General features: G+C 40.3%; 13 protein-coding genes. 11 read left to right on the top strand and 2 right to left on the bottom strand.

The genetic code is table 11. The features are described from left to right. Positions 1-185: 185 nt before the first annotated feature. From ACR65F_RS14840 to ACR65F_RS14800, 9 genes are all read left to right on the top strand, one after another. Entirely contained in the window at positions 186-527 is a 342-nt protein-coding gene (locus ACR65F_RS14840) for a thioredoxin family protein (RefSeq protein WP_025784545.1), read from the top strand. A 41-nt stretch (positions 528-568) separates the two neighbouring features. After that, positions 569-2332: an ABC transporter ATP-binding protein gene (locus ACR65F_RS14835; RefSeq protein ID WP_440504895.1), complete on the top strand. Its 1764-nt coding sequence runs from the start codon at positions 569-571 to the stop codon at positions 2330-2332. Positions 2333-2365: 33 nt separating this feature from the next. Next, positions 2366-4120, top strand: a complete 1755-nt coding sequence (locus ACR65F_RS14830; RefSeq protein WP_440504876.1) for an ABC transporter ATP-binding protein — start codon at positions 2366-2368, stop codon at positions 4118-4120. A gap of 36 nt (positions 4121-4156) precedes the next feature. Then, complete coding sequence (locus ACR65F_RS14825) at positions 4157-4672, top strand: lipoprotein (protein WP_039043528.1); 516 nt, start codon at positions 4157-4159, stop codon at positions 4670-4672. 81 nt (positions 4673-4753) lie between these two features. Then, a complete protein-coding gene (gene yfmF / locus ACR65F_RS14820; protein ID WP_440504875.1) occupies positions 4754-6049 on the top strand; it encodes an EF-P 5-aminopentanol modification-associated protein YfmF in 1296 nt (431 codons plus the stop codon). Further along, a complete protein-coding gene (gene yfmH / locus ACR65F_RS14815) occupies positions 6049-7332 on the top strand; it encodes an EF-P 5-aminopentanol modification-associated protein YfmH (RefSeq protein WP_440504874.1) in 1284 nt (427 codons plus the stop codon). The genes yfmF and yfmH overlap by 1 nt, the downstream gene beginning before the upstream one ends. 111 nt (positions 7333-7443) lie before the next feature. Then, positions 7444-8760, top strand: a complete 1317-nt coding sequence (locus ACR65F_RS14810) for a sensor histidine kinase (protein WP_440504873.1) — start codon at positions 7444-7446, stop codon at positions 8758-8760. A 23-nt stretch (positions 8761-8783) separates the two neighbouring features. Beyond that, the gene (locus ACR65F_RS14805) at positions 8784-9521 is read left to right on the top strand and encodes a LytR/AlgR family response regulator transcription factor (RefSeq protein WP_039043524.1); all 738 of its coding nucleotides are present in this window, start codon (positions 8784-8786) and stop codon (positions 9519-9521) included. Between the two features lie 98 nt (positions 9522-9619). Further along, on the top strand, positions 9620-11215 hold the full coding sequence (locus ACR65F_RS14800) for an acyl-CoA synthetase (protein WP_440504872.1): 1596 nt from the start codon (positions 9620-9622) through the stop codon (positions 11213-11215). Positions 11216-11227: 12 nt separating this feature from the next. Here the strand turns inward: ACR65F_RS14800 and ACR65F_RS14795 are convergent, their stop codons facing one another. After that, the gene (locus ACR65F_RS14795; protein ID WP_440504871.1) at positions 11228-11662 is read right to left on the bottom strand and encodes a CHY zinc finger protein; all 435 of its coding nucleotides are present in this window, start codon (positions 11660-11662) and stop codon (positions 11228-11230) included. Between the two features lie 49 nt (positions 11663-11711). Here ACR65F_RS14795 and ACR65F_RS14790 point away from each other — a divergent pair, with 49 nt between their 5' ends. Both ACR65F_RS14790 and ACR65F_RS14785 read left to right on the top strand, forming a co-directional pair. Then, positions 11712-12134: a DUF948 domain-containing protein gene (locus tag ACR65F_RS14790; protein WP_039043522.1), complete on the top strand. Its 423-nt coding sequence runs from the start codon at positions 11712-11714 to the stop codon at positions 12132-12134. Between the two features lie 13 nt (positions 12135-12147). Beyond that, on the top strand, positions 12148-12699 hold the full coding sequence (locus tag ACR65F_RS14785) for a DUF948 domain-containing protein (RefSeq protein ID WP_082003398.1): 552 nt from the start codon (positions 12148-12150) through the stop codon (positions 12697-12699). Between the two features lie 124 nt (positions 12700-12823). On the opposite strand, the gene ACR65F_RS14780 is transcribed toward ACR65F_RS14785, so the two are convergent. Next, a complete protein-coding gene (locus tag ACR65F_RS14780; RefSeq protein WP_039043521.1) occupies positions 12824-13270 on the bottom strand; it encodes a DUF948 domain-containing protein in 447 nt (148 codons plus the stop codon). Positions 13271-13276 lie beyond the last annotated feature (6 nt).

The following is a 13276-nucleotide window of genomic DNA, read 5'->3' as shown; positions in this document are numbered from 1 at the left end:
TTCTGGCATTGCTACACCTGATTTTTTTCGACCATATCAACCTGAATTCGGACAGAATGAGCACCCAATCTGCCAAGGTACGCAGGAGGTATTGAATTACGAACATTCTAGACGTAAACTAACTTTAGTATTCAGAAAGTTTGAAAGATTGTTTTACTAATAATTATTAACAGGAGGAGTTACACATGGGTGAATTACGCCAAGTAAACAAAGAGGATTTTAATAATGAAGTATTGAACAGTGAGGTACCTGTTGTGATCGACTTTACAACAGACGGATGCGGTCCTTGTGAATTGCTTGTACCAATTCTGAAAGACATTGATGAAAAGTTTGGTGAGCAAGTAAAAATCATTCAGCACAATGTGGACTTTGACGATTTGATGAATGAAGCAAATGAACATATCAAAACTTATGACGTCATGGGTTTCCCTACAATTGTCATCGTAAAAGACGGGAAATCTGTCGATAGTATTCTTGGGATTTACGATCCTGAGGAAATTGAACGGAGAGTCCAACAAGTACTATAACGGAAAATGTACTTCCAAGCGAAAGGGTGTGAACCATCTTGGTGACGGCTACTCAAAAAAGTGTGAAGCGAGATATCCGACGCCAACAAGAGAGCGGCATGTGGAAATCATATATACGTCTCTTGTTTAAAACCAAGCTTCCATGGTTCTGGTTAGGATTTCTTACGTTACTCAATATTGCGGATATTACATTAGGTCTTCTACTACCAGCCTATACTGCGCAAGTTGCTTCGGGGGTTATTACATCCACAGTGATTACAGGTGTAGTCGTAGTTATTGTTGTTCGGGTATTATTTTCAGGGATTATCCGTTATATCGCAAAAATTACTTCATATAAGATTGATATTCGGTATCGGAAACTGATCTGGAATCGTCTCATGCGATCGCCAATCAAATTATATGACGATGTTAAACCTAGTGAGATGATAAGTCGTACGGTAAATGATACTTCTCAAATCAGTGCAGTCATATCCGGGTTATTTCCAGCACTTGTCGGTATGATTTATGGGACAGTTTACATCGCCAAAGTTCTTTATGGCTACGATTGGCGCTTAAGTGCTGGTTTGCTGCTATATACACCGGTCTATGTATTATCCATCATCTATTATGGTAAATGGAATTATCGGACACACAAATATACGCAGAATCGTCTTGCTGGTTTGACTCAATTTCTCTCGGAATTACTCGTGAGTATCCCGTTGATCAAATCATTTGCGAATGAACAAAAAGAAACAGAACGTGGAAAAGATAACATCCAGCTTTACTATAGAGCAAACATGAAACGTTCGTTGACTGCATGGGTGAATACACCGCTTACAAGCATACTGAACCTAGTGATGGAATTGTTCGTGATTGTGTTCGGGATTTACTTGGTCACTCAAGGGACTATCACAATTCAGATCTGGATCGCCTTCTTTATGTACGTTGGGATGTATTTCGGCATGCTGGAAACGTTCGGCTTGATGTATACGCAAATTAAACAAAGCCAAGGAGCGACATCACGTATTGCCCATCTCGTTGAAAACGATCTCGAACAATACCACCGCGAACAGGAAGTAGACAGCAATCAGCTCGATCTTGAGTTCAATCACGTGATGTTTGCATATGGAGATAAACTGGTTCTTGATGAAGTCTCATTTACGGTCCCTTACGGAAAGGTAACTGCCATTGTTGGCCCGAGTGGAGGAGGAAAGTCAACTATCCTGGCGCTCCTTCAACAGCTGTATCATCCAAATGATGGACAGATTAGTTTCGGCGGAACACCGATTGAGAAATTCCATTTAAATAATTGGCGTAAACTATTCAGCTATGTAGCTCAAGATAGCCCGCTATTTGCTGGTACGATCCGTGAAAATATCATGTACGGACTTGAACGCGAAGTATCGGAGTCAGAACTCATCAATGCTGCAGAAAATGCCAATATCTTAACCTTCATTAACGAACAGCCGGATAAGTTTGATGCGTCTGTAGGTGAAGGTGGATCCAGTCTCTCTGGTGGACAGCGTCAGCGCATCGCAATCGCAAGGGCGTTCTTAAGGAACTCTGACTTCTTGCTACTTGACGAGGCAATGGCAAGTCTTGATGTCAAATCTGAAAAAGCGGTTCAGGCAGCAATGAGCGTATTGATGGAAGGTCGAACAGCTATCGTTGTTGCTCACGATCTATCGATCATTCGCAATGCAGACCAAATCATTCTATTGAATGAAGGGAAAGTGGAAACAACAGGTACACATGATGAAGTTCTGAGAGAAAGCGATTTATATAGACAGTTTGTTGAGTTTTTGAATAATACAACTGAGGGCTGATGACTGCTTGTAGAAAGAACGGGGGAATCAGCAATGAATGATCTGAAACGCAGAAGCTCTTGGGGGGAATTCTTCCATCTTATTAAAACATCAAAACTGCCTTGGCATCTATACTTTTTCCAGATTGTGTCTTCCCTTGCGACGACAACGCTATTGCTCAGTATGCCACTTGTCATCCAGCAAATTATGGAAGGGAACATTTTTGATAAAGAGATTGTTATGAAATACGTCTATATGAATATTGGTAGCGTAGCACTTGTGACAATCTCATCTTTCTTTGTTTTCATGACGAGCCCAATTACCAAAAGGAATATCCAGAGAGTCATATGGCCAAAACTGATTCGTTTGCCTATGAAAGAGTACAGAGATAACAAATCTTTAAATATGATCAGTCGTGTGACACTCGATCCATCCTATATTGACCGCTCAATTTCGGATTTTACGAGTCTTTTTAATACAACTTATAGCTTGGTTGGTTCATTTGTCATCATGTATGGCATGAATGTTAAATTGACACTGGCTCTCTTACCTGTAATACCTTATATCGTTATTGTATCAATTGTTGTGGGGCATTTCACACAAAGAACACAACATGGAGTTCAAAATCAATTGTCCAATATGACTGCATTCTTTGCAGAACGTCTCCCTAAGATCCGACTCATCAAAACATTTGGTAAAGAGGATTTTGAATTTGAAAAGTCGAGCCGAGTGATTGAAAACCAATATACAGCAGATAAAAAACGTGCATTTGTTGACCTGTTTGCAGAACCACTCATGCAAAGTGTCCAGGCGATTGTAGTAGGAACGGTTCTTGTTTATGGCGGGTACTTGGTTTCTAAAGGGGACATGAAAGTCAGCCAGGTCATTTCGTTCTACTTATATGTACAGTTCATCCACAACAATGTATTGCAGTACGGACTGTTCTGGCAAACACTTAAACAAGCAAAGGGTGCTTCTGCAGAAATCGCTAAAATTCAAGAAGCCGGAGAAGAAAAGCGGGATCGCACGTATACGTTCAGAGAAAAAGCGACGCAGTCTGATGCGGATCTAACGTTAGAGAATGTTTCGTTCAGCTATGACCAACGTCTCGCGTTGACCAATGTCAATTTGACGATTCCTAAGGGGAAACTAACTGCGATTGTTGGACCGAGTGGCGGAGGTAAATCTACAATATTCGCATTGCTTGAAAGACTGTATGAACCGAATGTCGGTCGAGTACTGATCGGTACTACGCCAGCTGAAAAGGTCCATTTGAATGAATGGCGCTCAGGTATTGCCTTTGTCTCACAGAGTGCTCCGTTGCTTTCAGGAACAATCCGGGAAAATATTCTATACGGTATTCATGAAGATGTTGGAGATGACATTGTTTGGCTTGCAGCTCGATATGCTTCTGCAGAAGAGTTCATCCGTGAATTTCCTGAAGGGTTGGATAAAGACGTCGGTGAGTTCGGTACAAAGCTTTCAGGCGGTCAACGTCAGCGAATTGCAATTGCCCGAGCATTTGTCATGGATCCTGAGTATTTACTATTGGATGAAGCCATGGCGAGTCTGGATGCGCAAAGTGAACATGAAATCAATCGCGCACTTCGTTTACTGATGAAAGGCAGAACAACTGCATTGATCAGTCATAATTTACGGACGATGAAGCAGATGGATCATATCATTGTTGTCAACAACGGCCTTGTTGAAGCATCTGGAACACATGCGGAATTGATAAGAACAAACAAATTGTATGGGGATTTAATCGAGATTCAAAATGAGAAAAACGACCTGCTGTCAGCTACGTAAATGGCATAAAGCAAAAAACTAAAAGGGGTGTTTTAAATGATAGCGATGAAAAAAGCATTTTTAGTCTTCATGATGATGATTGTGGCGGGAGCATTAGCAGCTTGTGGAGGGGACACTGCAAAAGACGAAACCGCGAAACCGGATACTGAAGCGGCGGATTCAGGTGCAACAGATGATGGAGCAGACACAAGTGATGAGAACGTAGACCCGACGGATGCGAATTTTGACCAAATCCTAGACTTGCTCAAAGATGCAGGATTAGAAGTTGGCGAGAAAACAACTGGATTTGCAGATATCGATGGCACAACACAAGTCATGAATGTTGTCATTAATGGTGAAGATATGCTTCCTTTCCAAGTTTACATGTTGGAACCGGACAGTGAAAACTTGAAATCAGCAAGAGAAAAAGGCGAAGTGACAATGGAATTCGAAGGACAAGAGGGACAAATTCCAATGGAAACAAAAGATGATTTCCTATACTTTATCGCTGACGGACATCCTGATCGAGACAAAGTATATGACGTGATGGTAAACGACTTCAGTCAAAAATAATAGGATTACACGCCGGCATAGTCCCTGCAATCAGGCTATGTCGGCTCTTTAATTAGCTACTATAGAAATGGAGGAACAATCATGAGCATACCAAAATCGGCAGAGGCCATTAAGAATAATTTGCACGTGCATGTACTTGAAAGCAAAAACTTCAAAACAGTAACTGTAGAACTGAAATTTCAAACGTTAGTTGATCGGGCTACAATAACGGAAAGGAATTTACTTCCAGGAGTTTTGAGAGCCGGTACTAAGCGTTTTCCAACTGCTAGTGCAATACAGGATGAGCTTGATGACTTATATGGAGCATCACTTCAACTGTACCAAAGCGTCTCAGGTAACTGTCATATTCTGACGGTTCAAATGGAGTATGCGAATGAGCGATTTATTGAAAACGAAAATAATCTTGAGGAGAACATATTCGGTTTTCTGAACGAGTTGTTATTCAACCCCAAAATAAGTCAAGTTGGATTCGACAAGAACACAGTTGCTCAAGAAAAAGAGAAGTTACGAAAAAACCTAAAGGCCAGTAAGGATGATAAATCATCATATGCTGGAGAGCGTTTAATAGATGAAATGGCAATCGGCGAACTGTATTCGATTCATCCAAGTGGCTATCTAGAGGACATTGATAAGATTTCAGAAACTGGACTTTATGCTACATACAAAAATCTTTTGGAAACAGCGAGAATTGACGTATTCGTTGCTGGCGATGTTAATCCAGAAGAGACAAAAGAACTTATTGGAACAGTTTTGTCAGGAGTACCTGACGGAAGTGACAAACGTTTAAGTGGAGGTGCAGCATTACCAAGTGATGTGAAATTGGTAGAGAAGCCTAAAACTATTCGTGAGTCGGATGAAATCCAGCAAGCTAAATTGCACATTGGGTATCGAACTCAAACTATCTTTACGGACGCGGATTTTGAAGCACTTATGATTGGAAGTATGATTCTTGGTGGACATGCGGGTTCTTTGCTGTTTACAACTGTTCGGGAACAGCATAGTTTAGCCTACTACGTTGGTGCGGACTTAGATCTATACAGTGATAAGATGATCATCTTCTGTGGAATTGCTCCAAAAGATTATGAAAAGACAGTTGAAATTATTGATGAACAAGTAGCTATCTTAAAGGCCGGTACATTCTCCGATGAAGTTCTTGAAGATACTAAAGCCATGATGATTGGCAGTTATCAGCAGGCGTTGGACGGGATCGCTGGAATTATTGCAACAGAGTATCAGAAAATCCTAACCGGTACCCTGAAATCACCACAAGACATGATAGAAAAATTTAAATCTATTACTCGTGAGGATATTCAAAGGGCTACTAGTAAGTTAGAGCGTGATACGACGTTCTTCTTAACGAGTAAGGGGGAAGAATAATGGAGAAATTGAATTTCACAACTATTGATGAAGTAGTTTATAATGAACAACTGCCGAACGGATTAAATGTCATTTTGATCTCTAAAAAAACGCTAAGCAAAACGTTCGGTATTTTCACCACAGATTTCGGAGGGGCGGATTTAGAATTCATTCCTTACAATGAGACGGAAGCTGTGCAAATTCCTTCAGGAACGGCCCATTATTTAGAGCATAAGCTTTTCGATAAAGGCGATCATGATGTATACACGGAATTTGGTAAGCTTGGTTCTGATGCGAATGCGTATACAAACGACTCTGAAACATCTTATTATTTCACGACTGTTGGCAACGAAATTGAAAATGTAGAGTTACTTTTGAACTTCGTACAAGATCCATATCTGACAGATGATACAGTAAATAAAGAAAAAGGAATTATTAGTCAAGAGTATCAAATGTATGCAGACATACCTGAACAACGGATCTACTTAGCCGTCCAAGAATCTTTGTTTGCAAAACATCCTGTTCGTCATGAAGTACTGGGTACACTTGACTCGATTAATAATATGACGAAGGAACAACTACTAACTGCATATGAGACATTTTATCATCCGACGAATATGACACTCGCTGTTTCAGGGAATTTTGATACTGAGGAAATGATGACTGCAATCCGGAGTAATCAGGAGTTGAAAAAGTTCCCTGAAATCGGTCCGTTTACTCGTGTATATCCTAACGAGCAGAAAGAAGTTCATGAGTCACAACAAATCCTTCACATGAATGTAAGTGTGCCTAAGATGATGATTGGAATTAAGGAGTATGTCGGCGAAATCCCATCAAAAGAACTTGGAATGCGTAAACTATTAACGAATATGACACTTGATTACTTTTATAGTAGGAGCGGTACGTTCTATCAAGAACTTGCTGAATCGGAGCTAATTGATTCATCATTTATTTACACATCTGTGATTGATAAAACCTTCGGATTCACCATGATTGGCAGTAATTCCGCTCACCCTGAACTACTTGCTGAACAGATTAAGAAGCAGTTGAAGTCTTTATCATCAGCTGATCTAGAAGAACAGCAGTTCGAGCGCTTGAAAAAGCGTACAATTGGAAAAACCTTGCGACGTATGAATTCCATTGAAAATAATGCACAAGGTATGATCTGGAATCGCAATCGAGGGTTGTCCTACTTTGAAACAATCCCAGCAATTCAGCAACTGACACTCGACGATTGGAAAACATTCCTCTTTTCATGGATTGACGAAGAGCGTTTGACAGTCTGCACGATTATGCCTGAATAACCGAAGCTCTTCTTCCGTAAAGGGAGAAGAGTTTTTTTATTTGCATGATTTCGCCGATTCCTCTTGATATGGTATAATTCGAACAACATTAGTTGACAAGGTGATGAATACATGGGTATTCTTTCGGGGATTTTTTTAACCATTACAGTTTTTACAGGGCTCTTTCTAGCACAATCAGCAGTAGGCATTCATCCGTTCAAATCGATAGTGAAAGTAATCCTCTCTGTAATAGCCGCAGTTATTGTTTTCGAAGCGTTTCAATTTTTTACAGGGTCTGACCTTGACCCGAGCATCATATATATCCTTTTACTACCTGCTTTCGTATGGTTCGTGCGTATGCCGATCCTCCAAGCATGTTTTTCGATTTTACTTGGATGGACTTATCAGATAGCAATTGTCTATGTGATTCAACGAAATCTTTTTGAATTAGCGATTACACAGGCTAAATTAGAAACGGATTTCTTCATCATGTTCATGATGGAACTGTTTATACTCATGAATAATTTGCTAATCATTTTATGGGTTGTGCGTTTGAAGCCGATTTTGCTTCCAGCTGAAGTATTCAGAGAATCTGGATCAAACGATAAACCTAAATTCATGCATCGGTCCACTTTATTAGTTAGTGCAATGTTACTTATTGTAATGGGGATCTTTTTTCAATATACGTATTATGACCGGCAATTCTTCACTCCGGCCTATCGACTTTTCATCACAGGCTGGTCGCTGTTACTTCTTGCAATCTTGTTGGTTTATTTAAAAACTTCTCTTCGGCAAAAGCTGGCACAAGAAAGATTCTATCTAGACCAGCAATACCAGCAAGATATGCTTTCTTTCTTTACAGTAATCCGTTCTCAACGCCATGATTTTAACTTCCACTTAACGTCGATATACGGACTTTTAAAGAAGGAAGAGTATGGTGAAGCGAGCTCTTATATTGGTCAAGTTGTTCAACAAGTCCAGGATGTCAATGAATTGCTTCCTCTAGCTCACCCTGCAATGAGTGCACTGCTAAACACGCAAAGTGAGCTGGCTAAGCAAAATGGAATTGAAATCCACTTTTCAATATTTGATGACTTACGTGGAATTCCTGTTTCAGTGTATGATGTTAATAAAATTCTTGGGAATCTCATCCAAAACGCAATGGAAGAACTTGAATTGCTACCAGTTATAGAGCGTAAACTACATGTAGAAATCACAAAAGAAAAAAGACATTACGTGATTCGTATTAGTAATCGAACAACAGCAGACAATCAACGTATCATGAGTATGTTCCAATCCGGCTTTTCAACAAAAAGTTCACACGAAGGAATTGGTCTTGCAGGTGTTGAAAAAATCGTGACCGCGAACTTTGGTGTGATTTTCCCTGAATTGAGTGAAGAATGGTTGACCATTCACGTAAGAATACCAGAAGGTACAGAGAATTATTGAAGAGATTCAGGGGGGAAGAGTGCATGCAAATTAGAACAATGATTGTAGATGACGACCAGCAAGCGATTGATTTACTTGCTGCTGACCTCAAATCTTTTCCTTTCATCTCATTGATTGATACTGTAAATAGTGGGAAGTCGGCATTGACCATTTTAAGATCCAAGAAAGTGGATTTGTTATTTTTAGACATTGAAATCGGGGATATAACTGGTTTGGAATTAGCTGGACATATACAGTCAGTATATCCTCACATTGAAATTATTTTTGTAACGGGTCATGCAGGATTTGCGCTCGACGGGTATGACTACAGACCGCTCGATTTTCTCATCAAACCCATCAACTTTTTCAGGTTGGAGAAAACAATGACTACGGTTCAAAAGTCTTTTCAAGAACCTCAGAAGTCCATTATCCCGAATCATAAGATTGGTATGAAAGTTTCTGGTGGGATTCGTATTGTGAATGTAGGCGATATTTTATATATCGAAAAAAGTGGAAGAAAGATATCAATTGTCACTTCTCAGGATTCGTTTGTATCTGGAGATTCCATGAAAGAAATCGAAACGATGTTCGATGGATATGGTTTCTATCGAGCACACCAGTCGTTCATCGTGCCTTTACATCATATTGTTTCGGTTCAGTCGGATTCCACCGCTCGTTCTTATACAATTGAGCTTACAAATGGACAGCATATTCCATTGAGTCGAAACAAATATAGTGAACTTCAAACTTTGCTGGAAGCAGAGGGAATTCAAATTGTTTAAAGAGGAGCAGATTGCTATTAAAAGCATCTGCTCCTCTTGTTTTAGTTAGTTATCTGAATTATCATTAAAATGAGTATCTATTATTGAGGAGGATGTTGATGACTAGTCAATTCAATGTTGATGGACTTATCGATCATGTACAGTCTGTACGAAGAAATACGTTAGGTGATTTACTACTTCGAACGAGTGAACGGTTTCCAACAAAGCTTGCACTTGTCTTTAAAACTCAGCGCCTTACCTATGAAGAGTTGGATGTCTTAGTAAATCGCACAGCACACGGGCTATTGTCGAATGGAATAAAGAAAGGTGACTTTGTCACTGTCATGTCTAGAAACAGTTTAGATTTTGTAGTTCTTAACTTTGCCTTAGCGCGCATTGGAACGAAAATGGTACCCATCAATTATATGCTCACTAAAGACGAGATTAGTTACATTATTGAACATGCCCGGATTCATGCAGTGTTTGCTTCAAAAGAATTCACTGCAATTATGGACCAATCATTGGTACGACACGAAGTTGAGAAAAAAGTAATCATTGGACAGTCTGATGAATACGCACCTGAACAATGGACTTCTATAAACAGCATTCGCAAAGATCAATCCACCGCTCTCCCGGATATTCAAATCGAAGACGATGATGTTGCACAGGTGTTGTATACAAGCGGTACTGAGTCGCGGCCTAAAGGTGTGATGCTTAGCCATAAAAGTTTAATTAGTGAATATGTTAGCAGCATTATCGATGGAAAAATGAGCGCAGAAGATATCGTCATACATGCGCTACCCCTGTACCACAGTGCGCAATTGCACGTCTTCCTTGGACCGAGTGTTTACTTAGGTTCAACTGGAATTATTCTGGAATTCCCATCACCCGAGACAATCTTACAAACAATCGAAGAGGAACGCGCTTCTTTGCTGTTCTGTCCTCCTACTGTGTGGATTGCTCTTCTTCGTCATAGGGATTTTGATAAAAGGGATTTGTCTTCTTTGAAAAAGTGTTATTATGGCGCTGCGATTATGCCGATGGAAATCCTGAAAGAATTAAAAGAACGGTTACCAGGTGCATCACTTTGGAATTTTTATGGTCAAACGGAAGTCGCGCCTCTCGCGACTGCACTGCAGCCTGAAGACCAACTAAGAAAACTTGGCTCAGCAGGATTGCCTAGTTTGAATGTGCAAACAAGGATTGTAAATGATCAGGATGAGGAAGTTCCTCGGGGACAACTCGGTGAAATCGTCCACAGAACCCCGCATGCGATGAAAGGTTATTTGCACGATGCAGAAAAAACAGCCGAAGCTTTTCGTGGAGGTTGGTTTCATACTGGTGATTTGGGTATCATGGATGAAGAAGGCTATTTAACTATTGTGGATCGGAAAAAAGATATGATTAATACAGGTGGAGTCAACGTTTCCAGTAGGGAAGTCGAGGAAGTCATTTATGAAATGGAAGGCGTGTCCGAAGTAGCGGTCATTAGTATTCCAGATTCTTATTGGATTGAAGCAGTTACTGCAATAATCATTCCAAAAGCAGGCTCGAAAATACAGGAATACGAGGTCATCGAGTTTTGCAAAAAACGATTGTCATCATTTAAAATACCTAAGTATGTAGAGTTCACAAACGAGTTGCCTAAGAATCCTAGTGGGAAAGTATTGAAACGCACGTTGAGAACAGATTATACGAAAATAATTGGTAATTGAATCCTTCGTCTGTTAGGAGCCTTTTTCTGTTTCAAAGTACAAGTGTGCATGTAGGTTGCATCCTGCATTGAAGGTACGGTGACAGTTAGGACAGTTGGATTGGCAGTTTAAATATTGTGCAACAGTTAACTCGTGTCCGCAACCGCCACACAAAACGGCTTTTTGGTCAAAGGTATTTTTGGGCCATGGCTTTGGCTGACCACATCCACATTGTGCATGACATTCATAACAAGGGAAATACTGATTGCAGCAATAAAATTTAATGGCGATACGGTCGATTTCTTTATGATAATGCGCACATCTCGTTTCAGAATCGACTTGGATTCCAAGAACATTTTGTCCATGAATATACACTAAACTTTCAACTCCTTTCTCTTTATTGTAAGCTAAAATATGAATGTGGACAAAAAGCGTGAATTTAAGTGGATTCAAGACATTATGATGCATACTACAACACATTTTGTGGTATACACAAGTAGGAAGGAGGGATTGCTGAATGACATTTGTCCATATTGGCGTGTTTTTACTCGCCGTATCGTTCGCGATCTTCGCAATTTATTTATGTATTGTACTATCACGAATTTCTGGACTGCTGACGACTGTTGGGAGTACTGCGAACCGAATGGCAGACCAAGCCGATGTCTCCATTAAAGAATTAGAGCTGACAATTGTCGAGGCGAGAACTTCGGCAACTGATGTACAAATGAAATTAGATGCTTTAAACAGCGTTGCAGAAACTGCGAAAAACCTTGGAGATACTGCGTACACAGCTTCAGAAAGTGTACATGGGATGGTTAAGAGTTATGCTAAGCAACCGGATTTACCAGGTACTAAGCCTTTTGTTGGGCTTATCCAGGTAGCAGAGTTTGCTTCAAGCCTTTTCTCTACATGGAAGAAAGCTGAAAATGTAACGAAATGATGGAGGGATGAAGATGAGTTTAACCGGAATTGGAGTACTCCTAATAGGAGTCGCCTTTCTCATTCTTGCGATTTACATAGCGCGAGTGTTGAATGGTGTTGCAGGTACACTCGGCGGAGTGAACAAAACTCTCGAACAAATGCCAGACCAACTGGAAGGAATATTGGGTGAAACGGGACAGCTGATACGACATTCAAATGATACATTGTCTGATGTGAATGAGAAATTGGGCAACTTGACTCCGATGTTTGAAGTAGTTGGTGATGTTGGAAATACGACACGCAATTTAACTGCTTCACTTCATAACGTGACAGATGCTGGGAAACGTAAAGTAGACGGTTTGGACGAGAGCACTCGTAACAAATCGGTTGGTGGCCTCTATGGAACAGTAGCTCTAGGCTATTTTGCAGTACGTAAGAGCACAGCGATTAAAAAATCGTCAAGCTATCCACGACCAGGAACTTTACTCGGTGAAGGGGAGCAACGGGCAAATGACATTCAACGGATGAAAGCAGAAGCAGCGGTTGCTGCAAAATCCGGTAAGTATGTGAAAGAGGATTTATAAGAGTTTGGAGAAACGCTGGCAGTTGCCGGCGTTTTTGTTTGGAGAAATTTGATAAAGGTGAGCGTCCCAAACTGATATCAAAACAGACATAAAAAGCCGGTGCTCATTGGCACCGGCTTACAACTTATTTCTTAAGAAGTTCAGCTTCTGTCTTCATTTCTTTTTTGTTTTGTTGAAGATAGAACAGGAATGACAGGAAACCATATAACCCTTGATATTTTTTACGTCGAGTTAAGTTTGCTGCATCTCCGGTATTCTCTTTCAACGTGTTCGATTTACTTAACGCACTTTGTGTAAGAGTACGAGCGGCCTCTCCAGTATCTCCAACAATCTTGAAAAGAGGAGTGATTTCATTTACTTGCTGGTTCACGTTACCAATTGTTTCATTACTCGTATTCAAAACGATCTGTGCTTGTCCCGTTACGTCATCCATTACATTGGGCAACTTTTCAGTTGTCTGTTTCAAGTTCTCCATTACATCTCCAAGGTTCTTGAGAGGTTTGATCAGAATCACGACTAAAACTGCAAAGGCGATTCCGATGACCAATACACCGATACCCATCCAATCCATCTACAT

It is taken from the genome of Sporosarcina sp. SAFN-010, assembly GCF_059415065.1.
The sequence above is the reverse complement of the archived record's forward strand: the minus strand, read 5'-3'. Positions and strand labels throughout refer to the sequence as shown.